The 16887-nt window shown below is 56.2% G+C and carries 13 protein-coding genes; all 13 read left to right on the plus strand.

All coding sequences use genetic code 11. The annotated features are described in order from the left end of the window. Positions 1-9 precede the first annotated feature (9 nt). The 13 genes from fliS (at position 10) to AC5Q5A_RS07290 (ending at position 16856) form a co-directional block, all read left to right on the plus strand. Positions 10-510, plus strand: coding sequence for a flagellar export chaperone FliS (gene fliS, locus AC5Q5A_RS07230; protein WP_008891644.1), 501 nt, complete (start codon positions 10-12; stop codon positions 508-510). A 261-nt stretch (positions 511-771) separates the two neighbouring features. Further along, on the plus strand, positions 772-2406 hold the full coding sequence (locus tag AC5Q5A_RS07235) for a flagellar hook-length control protein FliK (protein WP_493894815.1): 1635 nt from the start codon (positions 772-774) through the stop codon (positions 2404-2406). Positions 2407-2427: 21 nt separating this feature from the next. Next, positions 2428-3216 carry a flagellar hook assembly protein FlgD gene (locus AC5Q5A_RS07240; RefSeq protein ID WP_493894816.1) on the plus strand — a complete coding sequence of 263 codons (789 nt, stop codon included), beginning with the start codon at positions 2428-2430 and terminating at the stop codon, positions 3214-3216. A 48-nt stretch (positions 3217-3264) separates the two neighbouring features. Then, the gene (locus AC5Q5A_RS07245; protein ID WP_493894817.1) at positions 3265-5010 is read left to right on the plus strand and encodes a flagellar hook protein FlgE; all 1746 of its coding nucleotides are present in this window, start codon (positions 3265-3267) and stop codon (positions 5008-5010) included. Positions 5011-5364: 354 nt separating this feature from the next. Next, a complete protein-coding gene (gene fliF / locus AC5Q5A_RS07250; protein WP_493894818.1) occupies positions 5365-6966 on the plus strand; it encodes a flagellar basal-body MS-ring/collar protein FliF in 1602 nt (533 codons plus the stop codon). 79 nt (positions 6967-7045) lie between these two features. Continuing rightward, positions 7046-8302 carry a FliH/SctL family protein gene (locus tag AC5Q5A_RS07255; protein ID WP_493894819.1) on the plus strand — a complete coding sequence of 419 codons (1257 nt, stop codon included), beginning with the start codon at positions 7046-7048 and terminating at the stop codon, positions 8300-8302. Beyond that, positions 8295-8657: a flagellar motor switch protein FliN gene (fliN, locus tag AC5Q5A_RS07260; protein WP_008891638.1), complete on the plus strand. Its 363-nt coding sequence runs from the start codon at positions 8295-8297 to the stop codon at positions 8655-8657. Before AC5Q5A_RS07255 ends, fliN begins: the two co-directional genes overlap by 8 nt. A 21-nt stretch (positions 8658-8678) precedes the next feature. Next, a complete protein-coding gene (locus tag AC5Q5A_RS07265) occupies positions 8679-9473 on the plus strand; it encodes a motility protein A (protein ID WP_008891637.1) in 795 nt (264 codons plus the stop codon). Between the two features lie 86 nt (positions 9474-9559). After that, positions 9560-11131, plus strand: coding sequence for a sigma-54-dependent transcriptional regulator (locus AC5Q5A_RS07270; protein WP_493894820.1), 1572 nt, complete (start codon positions 9560-9562; stop codon positions 11129-11131). Between the two features lie 89 nt (positions 11132-11220). After that, a complete protein-coding gene (flhA, locus tag AC5Q5A_RS07275) occupies positions 11221-13383 on the plus strand; it encodes a flagellar biosynthesis protein FlhA (protein WP_157097810.1) in 2163 nt (720 codons plus the stop codon). Between the two features lie 57 nt (positions 13384-13440). Continuing rightward, positions 13441-14421, plus strand: a complete 981-nt coding sequence (locus AC5Q5A_RS07280; RefSeq protein WP_063087470.1) for a flagellar biosynthesis protein FlhF — start codon at positions 13441-13443, stop codon at positions 14419-14421. Further along, a complete protein-coding gene (locus AC5Q5A_RS07285; RefSeq protein ID WP_008891633.1) occupies positions 14418-15206 on the plus strand; it encodes a MinD/ParA family protein in 789 nt (262 codons plus the stop codon). The genes AC5Q5A_RS07280 and AC5Q5A_RS07285 overlap by 4 nt, the downstream gene beginning before the upstream one ends. Positions 15207-15212: 6 nt before the next feature. Next, positions 15213-16856, plus strand: a complete 1644-nt coding sequence (locus tag AC5Q5A_RS07290) for a hypothetical protein (RefSeq protein WP_493894821.1) — start codon at positions 15213-15215, stop codon at positions 16854-16856. Positions 16857-16887: the final 31 nt, after the last annotated feature.

Consider the following 16887-nt stretch of genomic DNA (forward strand, 5'->3'; position numbering starts at 1 on the left):
GAGTGTCGCATGAACGAACACGCCGCCCATACATACAAGCAACAACAGGTCAATACAGCCACACCGGCAAAGATGGTGTTCATGCTGTTTGAAAAGACCTTGTCGCGCTTGCAGGAGGCGCAACACGCGATTGAGCGGAATGACATTCAGGGCCGTTGCAATGCGAACTGCAGTGCACAGGAACTGATTGCCCATCTTTCGAACACTTTGGATATGGAACAGGGCGGCGAAATCGCCGCAAATCTGGAAAGACTCTATACCCACTGCATGCTCCGTCTGATGGATGTGGATCGGAAAAATGATCCCAACGCCGCAGCAGAAGTGATCAAGCTTCTGACACCACTTCGGGATTCATGGGCCGAGCTTTCTGAGAAAAGCGAAGGTGAACTGCGTCAGGCAGTTTTGACCGCGCAACAAGCACGCCCGGCGCTTACCAACGAAACGGCAACCGCAAGCGAAGAAACAGAACCACAGGCACCGGCGAAAACCGGCCTGTCAATTTCTGCCTGATCCCGAACACCAGGTATCTCACACCGAATTAAAGACCTCCGAAATTTTCGGAGGTCTTTTTTGTTTTTGGCCTGCTTTTGACCGGGCCCCTAAATCACAGGTTCATTTTTGCCCGGCATCGGCCAAACCCCGCGGAAGGCAAAATCTGCCCTTTCTGCCAACACACTGCTAACCTGCTGAAACTATGTAGAAAACGTTAACAATCAAAACTGGCCCACCACTTGCACATGTTCTGACACTGCTTCCATAAGGACCAAGGTCATGAACAGCTCTGCGATTACAAACAGCGTGATGCCAACTGTCTCTATTCCCGGCACAACCCCTAGCGAACGCAAGGGATCGGGCTTTGGTGATGTCATGGCATCAATCACAGACAACTGGTCTGAGCAAAGTCATCAGGTCAAATACGACGCGGCAAAATCTGCCCAGAAGAATTTCGATGATCGGCGCTCGGATAGGGCTGCCGAAAGATCCGCACGCGACGAACGCAGCATCAATGAGGCGCGTTCCGAAGATCGCCGCGAAGAAGACCCTGTCCGCGCATCACATGATGACTACGAAGATCATGATGATCATGCCAAAATCGATGATCCTAAATCCGATGAACCGCGCGACGTGGAAGCCAACTCGGAAGATGATCGCGCTGGCGAGGACATGGAAACTGCCGATGGCGGTGATCGTTCAAACGATAACGAAGCTGCACCTCAGGAAGGGGAAAACACTGCTTCCGCATCCGACGAAACCACATCAGCAGAATCAGATGATACCAAGTCAGACGGCGACAGCCCCCTAACGGCCGACGCTGGCGTGGTCGACCCCAACCAGCCGACACAAGCCGTTCCGCTTCCCGGATCCCCCGAAGCCATTGAATTGGCCAAGGCAGAAGCCGCTAAAATGAAGGCTGCTGGTGCTAATGGTGTAGCAAATGCCCAGAATGCAGCCCTGGCAAATGGTCAGGCTGCCGCCAACGGTAACGCCACTGCGGATAGCACGACAGACGGCTTGATGAATTCAACTGCCCTCTCGCAGCCTGCTGCGGCATCCTCTGCCAAGATGGCACTGAATAGTGCGGATGCAGGGGGCGGTGATGAAATGTCCTCGGACAAGTTCCTTTCGCGGGTTGTCGATTCAATGACCGGTGACGGCAAAGGTAAAACCGATGCCACCGGCACTACAAACGCAGCAACCACCGGCCAGACCAATAGTAGCACCCAGCAGGCTTCCGCAGCCAACCCGGCACAAACTGCCCAGGCAGCGCCGCAGGCAATGGCCGCCGCAGCAGCCGGACCGAACGCACAAAATAACCCGACCGCCGCGCAGAATGTGTCAACCAACAGTGCGGTTACCGCAACTGGCGGCACTGAGGCCACAGCAACAGCCAACGGCCAACCGGGAAGTATCAACAGTCTGCATCAGACCAACACGGGTGGTCAGACAGCGCACACCGCACGTCAGGCCCCGTCGCAACAGGTTCAGCAGCAAGTCGCCGTTTCGATCCGCAATGCAGCCAGCGAAGGCGTTGACAAGATTTCTGTTCAGCTTCGACCGGAACATCTTGGGCGCGTCGATGTCAAAATGGAAATCGGTCAGGATGGCCGAATTCAGGGGGTCATTCAGGCTGACACACGCGAAACACTCGACATGTTGCGTCAGGAATCACGCGCCTTGCAGCAAGCGCTGAAAGACGCCGGTCTGAATGCAGACAGTCAAAGCTTCACCTTCGAACACAGGAATGAAGGTGGCCAGAGTCAGGAAGGCAACGGCCAATCCCGTATGACCGCCGATCAGGGCAGCAGCCCGGATGAAGGCGACGTCATGAGTGGAACCGAACTCGCCGAACATGTCGCCATTGGCTACGGGATTAATCCCAACGGCCTTGTCGATATCCGGATATAGAAAAGGTAGAGGGCACATCCCATGACCGTTTCATCCCTGACAAACGTTGGCCTCTCTCAGTCCAACACCAATGCTGACTCAAGCCGCTCGGCAAGCCAGCTCGCACAGAACTTCGATACGTTTCTGACCCTGCTGACCACGCAGCTCAAGAATCAGGATCCGACCTCGCCAATGGAAAGTGACAAATTCACTGACCAGCTGAGCCAGTTCGCCCAGGTTGAGCAAGGTATTCAGAGTAACAAGAACCTCGAAGACCTGCTCGCAATGCAGGGACAGCAGCGTCAGCTCTCTGCACTGTCTTATGTCGGTGCGCAAATCGAGGCAGTTGGTGACACCAACTGGCGCGAAGAAGGTGAAGAGCTCACCTACAAATACAATGTCGCCCCTGAAGTTCCGCGCCTGAAATTGCAAATTCAGAACCAGGACGGCAAAACGATTTACACCGAGGAACTCGAAGATGTTTCCGGCCTCCAGAGCTTTACCTGGGATGGCAAGAACAACAACGGTGTCGAGCAAGACGCGGGTGCCTACACCCTCGTGGTTAGCCCGATGGCTGCCAATGGTGACAGCTTCCTTGACGAAAAAGGCAGACCCGCCTCTGTCGCGATTGGGATCGTCGGCACGGTCGATAGTGTCGATATTGATGATAGCGACATTTATCTCCGTCTTGGCGATGTCTCTGTACCGTTCTCGACGCTTACCAACGTCAAGTTGGGTGCGAACAGCACCGATACCGGCACTGACAATACCGATAATACTGATAATACCGGGGATAACTCCGGATCTGAACAGCAGGAAGAAGCCGCCTAGGGCATTCATCCGGATTTGATCAACACCCTGTGAAACAGGAGAAGAAAAATGAGCCTTTTTGGTGCAATGATTTCCGGTGTTTCCGGCCTGAATGCCCAGTCTCAGAACCTGGGCGTCATCTCGGACAACATCTCGAACCTAAACACGATCGGTTACAAAGGGACTGTCGGACGCTTTTCGACCCTTGTGACTGAATCTGCCACAGATACCCGCTACACGCCCGGTGGTGTCCGGTTCCATCCGACGGCACTGATCAGCAAGCAGGGTCTTTTACAGGCCACTTCGTCAACCACGGCAGCCGCAATTTCGGGCGATGGTTTTTTCATCGTTCGTGGTACGGCAAACCCGGGCACCAATGACGAGCTGTTCTTCACCCGCGCTGGCGACTTCAAGCCGGATGATGACGGCTATCTGCGCAACACCGCGGGCTACTACGTTCAGGGTTGGGCGACTGACCGTGAAGGTGGCCTTCTTGATGCAAACGGTAACGCCACAACTTCTAACAGTTCGGCGGTTACCGATCTTCAGGTTCTTGATATCAACTCAATCCTGACGGCGGCTGCATCGACCACCAACATCGAATTCGGAGCCAACCTGAACTCGGACGAAACGGCTGTTACCGGCGGCACGGCAACCTCCACCACCACGGGTCTCGACTATGATACGACCGATCTGACGACACTTGCCGGCATCAACAACGGCGACCAGTTCAGCATCACTCACAACGGCACAACGACCACCATCACCATCAATACGGGTGATACGCTCGAAGACCTGGCAACTGCCATCAGTGCGGTGACCGGTATCAATGCCAGCACCACCACAACTGGCACGAACGACACATTGACACTCACGGCTGCTTTTGCAGATCAGGGTGTGACCTTTGCCAACGTCACCGGCACGCCATTCAGTGCAACGGGCATTACGGTTCCTGGTGTCCCAGGCACCCTCGCACCGACCTATACCGCAGGTAACCTAGCCGATGGAACCGTTGCCGAAGATAACACCATGCCGGTTACCATCTACGACTCGCTGGGTTCCGCACATACCGTGAACCTTCAGGTTGTAAAACTTGGGCAGAACCGTTGGGGCTTTGAGCTTACCGGGAACACCACAACTGGTGAACTTGATGCCACCGATCATCCAAATGGCTTGATCCAGGCCGGCACAATCACATTCGACGGTTCTGGTAACCTTCAGAGCTTTACGGGTGTTCAGGCGACCATCGGTGCCACAACAGTCGGTGTGAACGGCAGCCTCGTCGACACCAACATCTCGGCTGAATGGACAAATGGTTCAGACACCAGCTCTTTCACCCTTGATTTCGGTACCATTGGTCTTGGTAACGGCATTACCCAGTTCGCCGCCGGTTCGGATGCGAATGGTAACCTTGTCGAATACACCACTCACTTCATCAACCAAAACGGTGCGCAGGCTGGTACCATGGTGAACTATGCCTTCACCGAGGACGGCTTCCTGCAGGTGGAATTCGCAAACGGTGTGAAACGCCCGGTCTATAAGCTGGCGATTGCAACGTTCGAAGCCCCTGATGAAATGGAAAACCACACTGGCAACGTTTATCGCCAGACACGTGAGTCGGGTGATTACCTGCTGCGTGAACCGGGCCTGAACGGTGCAGGTAACGTTGTGGCATCGGCACTGGAAGGGTCCAACGTCGATCTTGGTGAGGAATTCACCAATATGATCGTTACCCAGCGCGCCTACTCCGCGAACACCAAAACGATCACCACGACCGATGAAATGCTCGACGAGCTGATCCGTATCAAACGGTAATTGACATCTGTTTCAGGGCGTTAGCCCGCCCTGAAACATATTGCACCAATAGAGACTCGCCCGGCACAATTGCCGGGCTTCTTTTTGCCCGATTGACTCACTACATTAAGGGCAGAACAATTCGGTCATCAAATATCCAAGCGATTCAAATCACTGACAAATTTGAATCCGATGACTGGGCAAAAATTGCCGGTTGTTAACCTGTTCTTCAGCATGGAGAACTATTCGTTGTTAATGCTGGTCGTATTCCGCACGGATCGATCCGCATGGGGACAGTGGTACATTTTCGTTTCGGAGCAGTCGAACGTGGGCGGCTTGTTACAAACACTCAAAGGTCTGGGACCAACGCGGCTGATGGCTATCAGCGGTGTGGGCGTGCTGTTGCTTGTCTTCTTTGCATTCCTGATCATGCGTGTTTCAGCCCCGAATATGGAACTGCTCTATCGCGATCTGGATCCGGCAGACGCCAGCCAGATCGTCAATCGCCTCGAAGACCAGCAGGTTCAGTACCAGTTGCTGAACAACGGTACCGAAATTCTTGTGCCGGCCGATCAGGTCAACCGCATGCGTCTGACCATGGCCGAAAGCGGCCTGCCGACCGGCGGCTCTGTCGGGTACGAAGTATTTGACAATTCCGACGGCTTTGGCGCCACCAGTTTCGAACAGAACATCAACCATGTTCGTGCCCTTGAAGGCGAGCTGGCCCGCACGATCGCATCCATTCAGGCGATCCAGCAGGCACGTGTTCATCTGGTTCTGCCAAAACGTCAGATGTTCTCACGCGAGACCCAGGAAGCCAGTGCCTCTATTGCGGTCAAGATGGCCGGTGGCGAACTGAAACCTGAACAGGTTGTTGCCATCCAGCATCTTGTGGCTGCCGCGGTGCCCCAGCTTGATCCGGGCAAGGTATCGATCATTGATGAACGCGGCCGGTTGCTTGCGCGCGGTGATGGCGAACAGCAGTCGTCGACCTTCCTGACCCAGACCGCCGATGAAATGCGCATTCGCACCGAAAGCCGCCTGCGCAATACCATCGAAGATCTTCTGTCGCGCTCTCTTGGTTACGGCGAAGTCCGCGCCGAAGTTTCGGTCGAAATGGACTTCAACAAGATTACGACCGCCAATGAGCGGTTTAATCCGGATGAGCGCGTCATTCGTTCCAGCCAGACGATTGAAGAAAACGCGACCAATTCCGAGACCGAGGGCACCGATCCGGTAACACTGCAGAACAATCTGCCGGATGCCAATTTTGATGCCGCCAACGGTGCAGGAACCCAAAGTCAGGAAAGCCGCACCGAAGAAACGGTCAATTACGAGATTTCCAAAACAACCACCACGCAGATCAAGGAAATCGGCGAGATTTCGCGTGTGACGGTGGCTGTCCTTGTTGATGGCACCTACACCACTGATGAAAACGGTGAACGCCTGTATCAGGAACGCTCCCCGGAAGACCTTGAAAAGATCGCAGCCCTCGTGCGCAGTGCCATCGGCTATAACCCGCAACGCAGCGATCAGGTCGAAGTCATCAACATGCAGTTCGCTGATACTGCCGACCTGTTCCCGGATGAAGAGATCGAGACCTTCCTTGGCCTCGACAAGGCTGAAATCTTCCGCATCGCCGAGATGCTGGTGCTGGCGATTGTTGCCATCCTCGTCATCCTGCTGGTGGTGCGCCCGCTTCTGACCCGTGCGTTCGAAACTCTGCCGAGTGCGGCGGATATGGCACAGCGTCAGCTTCTTGCCGATGACATGACCGCCGATGGCACGCCGGCCCTTGAAGGTCCGGCACCCGTTCCGATGGCACCTGGCATGGATGACGGCGAAGAACTGATCAACCTGTCGCAGGTTGAAGGTCGCGTGAAAGCATCCTCGGTCAAGAAGATTGGCGAGATCGTGGAGAAACACCCGGAAGAAGCTCTCTCGATCATTCGCAACTGGCTGTATCAGGAGAGCTAATTCTCCTGACAGTTATCGGCTCACTGGCAGCCGCAGGGCTGCCTTCCTTTTGTTGCTCAAGGCGTTTTAGCAGTTCGATATGACGGCCATTGAAAAGTTCACATTCTCACTCAGCTTCGACGATGCCGACAACGTAATCCGTTCGGCAGGCAAAGAGGATGAGCATTACGAACTGAGCACGAAAAAGAAGAAAAAGAAAGAAGAGGAAGCCCCGCCGCCCCCGCCGCCGGTCTATACCGAGGAACAGGGCGCACAGATGGTCGCCGACGCCGAAAAGCGCGGCCACGATCAGGGTTTTGCCGAAGGTCACAAACAAGGCTTTGACGAAGCCCATCAGCAAATCATGGCCTCGCTTGAAAAGGCGGTTGGCGATGTGGAATCCGAAATCGCCGAAAAGCTCGCCCAGATTGACGAGCAGCAAAAGCGCGCCAATGCCAAAATCAACGAAGACGCCATTCACGTTGCCCTTGGTGTCATCCGCAAGCTGGCCCCGGCCTGGTCCAAACAGTACCAGATGACCGAAATCGAAGACATCGTGCGGCAATGTCTTGCCAACCTGTTTGAAGCACCGAAAGTCATGATCAAGGTCCATCCCGACCTTGAAACAGAAGTCGGTGACGCGGCCCAGCGCATTGCAGACTCCCGGGGCTTTTCCGGCAAGGTTGTTGTGGTTGGCGAACCCGACGTCGCAATGGGTGATTGTCAGGTATCCTGGGGCGATGGCACGGCTGTTCGCGACAGTGCGCGGATATGGTCGGAAATCAATGCCATCATCGACAATGCCCTGACCCTGCATGCCACCAACCATGATCTGCCCGAAAGCGATATGGGCGATCCCGAAATTCAGGAAAGCCGCCTCGCCCCCGAGGTGAAGGTCCCGGCACAGCCTTCTGCACCTGTTCAATCGACCGGACCAGCACCGGTTCAGGCCGAAACAGTAAATCAGGTCACACCCGAGATACCATCCGCCAAAGAACCCGCTGTGCCCGGCTCTGATACGCAAGAAGGCGATGGCACCGCGGCGCGGAATATGCAAACATTGCAAGAAGATACGAAGGCTGAATCGTCAACCACCGATGGCGCGATGCACGGACCTGAAACGGACACGACACCGCCGCCACAGCAGACACCGGAACCAGACATTACAGATCAGGCGGAAAACAAGCCTGAACCACAAAAAGACCAGACAACGGCGACAGCGCAAGGCCCTGCACAGCCTGGTAATTCCGGCCCGGAAACCGAACAGACGGCTGCGCAGGAAGACCCAACGACCACAGCCGATGAAACGGCTGCTGTGAAGCAACCGACCAAAGACGCAGGAGACGAAAATGGCTGATGATGACGATCTGGAACTCTCGGAGCTCGACGACGATAACATCGAACTCGAGGGCGAAGGGACCGAACTTCTTGCTGCGGCCGAAGCCGGCAGCGAGCAGATGAAGACTTCCAAGGATCTCGAAGCCGTGTACGATATTCCCGTTCAGGTTTCGGCAGTTCTTGGCAAAGCAACCATGCAAGTCAGCCAATTGCTGAAACTTGGTCGTGGTGCCGTGGTAGAGCTTGACCGTAAAGTTGGTGAAGCTATTGATATCTATGTGAACAACCGTCTCGTCGCACGCGGCGAGGTGGTGGTCGTGGAAGACCGGCTTGGTGTGACCATGACGGAAATCATCAAATCCGAGAAAAGCTAACGTAAGAGAGGATATCCGACTATGGCCGAAGGGGGGACTAAAACGTCGTTTGACATTGCGACAGTCGGGGGACTGGCCATTGGCTTTGCGTTGGTGATTGCTGCAATCATCTTTGGTGGATCGCCGGGTGCGTTTATCGATATCCCCTCTGTCCTGATTGTTATCGGCGGTACAGCAGCCATTACGGCTGTCAGCTTTGCGCTGGGCGAGTTTCTCGGCTCTGGCAAAGTATTGATGCGCACGATTTTCCACAAATCGCGCAATCCGGCGGATGCGGCACTTCAAATTCTTCAGCTTGCCGAAATCGCCCGCAAAGGCGGTGTTCTGTCCCTTCAGGGGCATCTTGATAGCCTGCAAAGCGAAGAATACCTTTGGAAAGGCTTGTCGCTTGTCGTTGACGGCACCCCGCCAGAGGAAGTCGAAGCCATCATGCGCAAGGACATGAACGCCACCATCGGCCGCCACCAGAAAGGTGCCAACATCATGAAAAAGGCCGGTGACGTGGCGCCGGCGATGGGTCTGATCGGGACGCTGATCGGTCTGGTGCAGATGCTCGGTAACCTTGATGATCCGTCATCGATTGGTCCGTCGATGGCTGTTGCACTTTTGACGACCTTCTATGGCGCGGTTCTGGCCAACATGGTGTTCATGCCGCTTGCCGGGAAGCTTGAACGCAACTCCAGCGACGAGGAACTTTTGAATTCGGTCTACATGGTTGGTGCTGTTTCCATCGGTCGACAGGAAAACCCCCGTCGTCTGGAAATGCTGATCAACTCGATCCTGCCGCCGTCAAAACGCGTCAGCTACTTCGATTGATCGTGAATGTGAATATGGAGGTTCTGGCGCATCAATGCTTTTTTGATGCGCCGGGTCCCCGAAACTGATCGGAAAGAGATGATACGATGCAGGTACTGATCGTTGGTGGACTGGGCGGACAGATAGGCGCAGCCAGCAAGATCGCAATGGCGCGCGGCGCTTCGGTCCAGTTGGCCGAAAGTGTCACGACTGCGCTTAACATCCTGCGGGCGGGCAACCGGATTGATCTGGTTATGGCTGATATCACCCTTGATGTCGCCGCCCTGATTGAAGGCATGGTTGCCGAGCGCATCACGACCCCGGTGGTCGCGTGTGGCATCGGTAATGACGTCAATGGTGCGGTCAATGCGATTAAGGCAGGTGCCCAGGAATTCATCCCCCTGCCCCCCGAAGCCGATCTGATTGCAGCAATTTTCGAAGCCGTCACCGAAGAAAGCCACGCGCTGATCCATCGCGATGCGCGCATGGCCGAGACGCTCCGACTGGCAAGTCAGGTGGCCAACAGTTCTGCATCCATCCTGATCACCGGCGAAAGCGGCACCGGTAAGGAAATCATTTCGCGCTATGTGCACCGCAAGTCCAACCGTTCGGACAAACCGTTCGTTGCGGTCAACTGTGCCGCCATCCCCGATAACCTTCTTGAATCCGAATTGTTTGGCCATGAAAAGGGTGCCTTCACCGGTGCCCAGGCACGACGTATCGGCAAGTTCGAAGAAGCCAATGGCGGCACCCTTTTGCTTGATGAAATCAGCGAAATGGATGTGCGCCTTCAGGCCAAACTTCTGCGTGCCATTCAGGAAAAGGAAATTGACCGGCTTGGCGGCAAAAGCCCGGTCAAGGTCGATGTCCGCATTCTTGCGACCTCAAACCGCAATCTTGAGGCCGAAGTCAATGCCGGCAACTTCCGCGAAGATTTGTATTTCCGACTGAACGTGGTCAATCTTGATATCCCGTCACTGCGCGAACGTCCCGATGACATCCCGGTTCTGGCCGAATTCTTTGTCAAAAAATACTCTGATGCCAATGACGTTCCGGTCCGACCGATCAGCCCGCTTGCGATCCAGCGCCTGCTGTCTCATCACTGGCGGGGCAATGTCCGCGAACTTGAAAATACCATGCATCGTGCGGTTCTGATCGCCGGTCCCGATGAAATCGGGCCAGAAGCCATCATGCTGTCTGGCGAAAGCAACGCACCTGCCCCGGCAGCCGCAGCCCCCGTATCGCAGGCCCCCGCACCATCTGCATCTGCACCGGCCCCGTCTACGACGGCACGCGCCAGTTCGGCCTATGCCAGTGCCAATGCCGCCTATGGCGCGGCATCATCGGCCTATCAACCCAGTGCACCAGCCCCTGCACCATCTGCCCCATCCGCACCGGCGCATGAGGCCCCAGCTCGGGATGATGACGCAGATAGCGGCGATGATGGCACGTCAGATGAAAGCACGGCTGGAAACGGTTCTGTGACCTCGGCACTTGTCGGGCGTACTGTTGCCGATGTCGAACGTGATCTTATCATTGATACGCTCAAGCATTGCTTTGGCAACCGCACCCATGCGGCCAACATTCTGGGCATTTCCATCCGGACCCTGCGCAACAAGTTGCGCCAGTATACCGACGAAGGACTTGCTGTACCGGCCCCGGGCGACGGTCACGACTGAACATGAAATTTCGGCGCGCTGTCCCCATCTTCAAGGCAGGTAAAAGCGCAACGAACATCGAGCAAGCAACAGGATAACAAGCAAAGACAATGGCCGAAGGTCAAGACATCACACCGACTGGTTCCGGCGGCTCTGACGGCCCCGGCGGCGGTGCGCCGGGCGGGTTAAATCTCGGCGCCATTCAGTCGCGTGTCGCTTCGGCCATGAAACGTGGCGATATCGCCATGGCGCTCGGCTTTATCATGATCCTTGTGGTCATGATGTTCCCGATGCCGCCCTGGCTGCTTGATTTCATGCTGGCCCTTTCGATCAGCTTCTCTGTGCTGATCCTGATGACATCGCTGTTCATCCAGAAGCCGCTTGAATTCAACTCTTTCCCGACGATCCTGCTGGTGGCAACGTCGCTCAGACTTGCGCTGAACATTGCGACAACCCGACTGATCCTTGGCTATGGGCACGAAGGTACCCACGCCGCCGGTGCCGTGATCGAGGCGTTTGGCAGCTTCCTGATTTCGGGCAATTTCGTCATCGGGATTATCGTCTTTGCCATCCTTGTCATCATCAACTTTGTCGTCATCACCAAGGGTTCGGGCCGTATTGCCGAGGTCGCCGCACGCTTTACCCTTGATGCCATGCCCGGCAAACAGATGGCGATTGACGCCGACCTGTCATCGGGCCTGATCAATGAAGAACAGGCAAAGGCCCGCCGTAAGGAACTTGAAGATGAAAGTTCCTTCTTTGGCTCGATGGATGGTGCATCGAAGTTTGTTCGTGGCGATGCGGTTGCCGGTATTTTGATTACGTTCATCAACGTAATCGGCGGCATCATCATCGGCACCGCCCAGATGGGCCTTTCCTTGGCCGAGGCAACCGAGACCTACACGATCCTGACCGTCGGCGACGGTCTGGTGTCCCAGATCCCGGCCCTGATCGTCTCGACCGCAGCTGGCCTTCTGGTCACCAAGGGTGGTCTTGATGGCGCAACCGAAAAGGCCGTGTTCGGGCAGGTCAGTAACTATCCGGCGGCCCTTGGCGTTGCTGCCGCCCTGATGGCGGGCATGTCGCTTTTGCCGGGCATTCCGATGATCTGGTTCCTCGGATTGGCGATCGGGCTTGGATATCTGGCCTATTACATGGGCAAGCGCCAGAAAGAAGCAGTCGTTCAGGAACAGATGAAAGAAACCCAGGCCGCGGCCGATGCCGCTGGCCCGCCACCAGAAGAACCCATCGCCAATGCGCTTCGCATGGACTATGTGCGTCTTGAACTTGGCTATGGCTTGTTGTCACTGATCAGTACCGAACGCGGCCAGAAACTGACCGATCAGATCAAGGCACTGCGTCGCCAGCTTGCCGGTGATATGGGCTTTGTCATGCCGTCGGTGCGCATTCAGGACAACATGCAACTGCCCGCCAACACCTATGTGCTGCGCGTCAAGGAGATCGAGGCAGGCCGGGGTGATCTGCGCCCGAACATGTTGCTGGTGATGGATCCGCGCGGCGAGGAAATTACCCTGTCGGGCGAAAAGACGATGGAGCCGACCTTCAACCTGCCTGCGATGTGGATCGAACAGGGCATGAAGGAAGAGGCGATGTTCCGTGGCTATACGGTGGTTGATCCGCAAACCGTGATCACGACGCACATCACCGAAGTGATCAAGGATCACATGCCCGAACTGCTGTCTTATGCCGAAACGCAAAAGCTGCTTGATGAACTTGATGAAGACCAGAAAAAACTGGTCGAAGATATCGTTCCCGGTCAGGTTTCGGTTGGCGGTGTTCAGCGCGTATTGCAAAACCTTTTGACCGAACGCGTTTCCATCCGCGATCTGCCGACCATCCTTGAAGGCATTGCAGAATCAACCGCCTTTACCCGCAATCCGACCTTCATGACCGAACATGTCCGGTCACGACTGGCCCGTCAGTTATCAGATGTGAATACCAATCAGGATGGCGTCATTCCGCTGGTCACCATGTCGCCGCAGTGGGAACAGATCTTTGCCGAAAGCCTGGTTGGTCAGGGCGAGGAAAAGCAGCTTTCCATTCCGCCAAGCCAGCTTCAGGAATTCATCAACAAGGTCAGAACCACGTTCGAGCGCCTTGGCATGATGGGCGAAAGCCCGGTTCTTCTGACCAGCCCGGGTATCCGGCCATATGTGCGATCCATCGTTGAGCGTTTCCGCCCAAGCACCGTAGTGATGTCGCAAAACGAAATCCACCCGAAGGCACAGCTGAAAACGCTGGGGCAGGTGTGATGCGTACGATAAACCAAACCGCCCTGCTTGCGGAAATGACAATCCAGGGGGAACTGAATGCGTCTTAAGACCTTCACCGCCCCAACGATGACCGAGGCGATGGGGCTCGTCAAAGAGCACATGGGCACTGACGCCATCATTGTCTCCACACAGGATATCCCCGGCAGTGGCGTGCGCCTGACCGCTGCCCTTGATCGTGATCCTGACTATGGCGATGACGACGGCCCGGCCCCCGCCCTTCAGGAACAGCTTGATGCGGTCGAGGCCGCCCTGACGCGGCATAATTTGCCGGAACGGCTTCGTATTCGCCTGTGTGATCTGATGGGGCGCGAAACGGCCGCTGCGTCCGAGCAACAATTGCTGGCCGGTGCGCTTGATGAAATCTTTGATTTCTCACCGCTACCCGAAAAGAATACGCCGCGCGCGCTGGCCTTCGTTGGCCCGCCCGGATCGGGCAAAACACTGGCGGTCGCCAAAACCGCGGCACGTGCGGTGATGAAGAAACGCAAAGTTGCTGTTCTTTCAACCGATTACAAACGTGCCGGCGGGATGGCCCAGCTTGAGGCCTTTACGAGAATTCTCAAGATTGATCTGCTTGCGGCGAAATCACCGGACGATCTCAAAGCGCGCTTTGGCGAAATCCGCGAAGCCGATGTCATCCTGATCGATACGGCAAGCTGCAACCCCTATCTTGAAACCGAAATTGGCACGCTTCGTGAATTCATGAAAGCGGTGCCGAGTGAACCGGTGCTGGTGAACCCTGCGGGGATTGATGCCTATGAGGCGGCTGACATTGCCAATGCCTTTGCCGATGGTGGCGCAACACGTGTCGTGATCTCGCGACTTGATGTTGCCGCCCGACTTGGCGGTGCGCTATATGGAGCCGATTCAGGAAATCTTTCCCTTTGTAATGTCAGTATGACAGCCCAGGTTGCGGACGGCCTGACCGCCCTTAGTCCCCTTGCCTTGGCAAAACTTCTGATACCGTCCCATCGCGCTGATACCGCGAAACCGAGCTTCTCCGAGGTCGTGAAATGACTACCAAGTCTGATGCATCACCCAAATCTGCCCCGCGGGCCAAAGGCCGCAATGTCCTTGCAGTTGCATCTGGCAAAGGCGGCGTTGGCAAGACCTGGTTTTCCATTACGCTCACCCATGCGATGGTTCTCGAAGGCCACAAGACCCTTTTGTTTGACGGTGACCTTGGCCTGGCCAACATCGATATTCAGCTTGGCCTGATGCCGAAATATGATCTGGGCGGCGTGATTGCCGGGCGGATCAGCCTGAAAGATGCGGTCACTCACTTCCCGGATGGCGATTTTGATATCATTGCCGGGCGCAGCGGATCGGGCAGTCTTGCCAACCTTCCAGCCACCCGGCTTCAGGCGCTGTCGGACGAATTGCTCCAGACCGGCAAGGAATATGATAAGGTATTGATTGATCTTGGTGCCGGTGTTGATCAGGGCGTGCGTCAGATGACCGGCCTTGCCAATACGGTGATTGTGATTACCAACGGCGATCCGACCTCTTTGACCGACGCCTATGCCTTTATCAAGATCACCCATATGGCCCGCCCGAAAACCGATATCCGGGTGGTGGTCAATATGGCCAAGGACAAGAAAGAAGGTCAGGCGATCTATAACAAGCTTCTCAAGGCGTGCGAGGGCTTTTTGAAGATTTCGCCGCCGTTGCTTGGCGTGATTCGTGCGGATTCAAAGGTATCGGAATGCATCCGCAACCAGACGCCGCTTCTGACCCGTCATCCGAACTGCGATGCCGCCCAGGATATAGAGGCAATCGCCCAAACCCTTCTTGAGGAGTAGGTTGTCATGACGCTCCCGCCACAAGCAATATCGCCCGGCCCTGCCGTCGGTGGACATGCTTCGGCGGGTGGTACTGCCGGACAGGCCAATCAGGGTTCCGTCCCGGCACAAATCAATGCAACCGTTACAACCGCCACCCCGCAACAGGTCGCTGCCGCACTGGCCAAGCTCCCGGTGGAAACGTTGTTGCAGGCCTCGGTTCAATCACAATCAGGCAACCAACTGACCCTTGCCACTGCCCTTGGTTCGGTCACGGTCAGGATCCCCACCCCGCTTCCGAGTAATCTCGGCGATCTACTTTGGGCCCGCATTCCGACAACCAATCCCGGCAGCGGGCAATCTGCAACGGGCGGCACCCCTGCCGATGGCATGCGTCTGCAACTTTTGCCGCAAACCCTGTCACCGGGGGGATCCGGGGTGACAGGTGCCCTTGCCAGCGGAAATATCGCTGGCAGCAGCCTGACACCCGGCCAGACATTTGGCGCAGTGACGACATCCATCCTGACCATGCCCAATGGCACCCAATTGCCCGCCGGAAGCCAGACACAGGTTATCTTCCTTGGTCAGGGCACGGTAACCGCACAGCAGGCCGCCAATGCCATGGCGTCCGCGGCACAAGCCGGATCTGCTGGTTCGGCGGGTATGGCAGGTGGCGTTGGCACGGGCGGCATGGCTGCCGGAATGGGACCAACCATTGCGGCACAAACAGCCGCCGGGCAGGCCCCTGCTGGCACCTTGATGCTGACCGGGACAGTCTTGCCACCTGATAGTGCCGAGGCCCGCCTGCTGCCGCAGGGTTTCACCGCCCTTCGCACCTCTGCCGGGATTGTTGGCATCAAATTGCCGGTTCCCGCGCCCACGGGCGCAACCCTGTCATTTAACGTTGATCCATCGGGCGGTGCCAAGGTATCGACATCCGTCCCGATGACCGAAGCACAATTGATTGCCCGCGGTCAGGCCGCCGCCCTCACCCATGACTGGGACAGTTTGCACAGGGCGGTTAGTGCCCTTCAGCAACATGATCCCGGTGCAGCACTCAGCATGCTGAACAACATTCCCCAGGCTGGCCCCAAACTGACCACCACCATGATGTTCTTCTTTGCTGCCATGACAGGTCAGGGCGGCAGTTTGCGTGGCTGGCTTGGCGATCGCGCCGCGACCAGCCTGGCCACACTGTCCGATACAGACGGTGGCGGGCTTAAACGGCTTGAAGGTGATTTTGCCCAGTTGCGTGCGATGGCAACCGAAGAACGTCCGGATGGCTGGCGCGTGATGGCGATGCCGTTCAATATGGGCGACAAGATCGAACAGCTTCAACTGGGTTGGCGGCATGGCGATCGTGAAAATGATCCCGACAAACCCGATGATCAGGGCACGCGTTTCCTGCTGGATCTGTCTTTCAGTGTGGTCGGTCACACCCAGCTGGACGGCCTTGTGAAGGGCGAGGACAGCAAGTTTGATCTGATTGTCCGCACCGAAAACCCGTTGCAATCCCATAACCGCGATGACATTCGCGGCATCTTCCGCGAAGCCCTTCAAATTGCCGGTTACACCGGCCATATCCTGTTTCAGGATGGGTCGCGTTTTGTCGAAATTGCCCCCGTGCCCGATGGCAAGGACCCGCATTCCCACCACGGGATCGAAGCATAAGCATCGTCATTCTGAAATGAATGCTTTTCCT

Source organism: Thalassospira sp. CA1 (assembly GCF_059052855.1).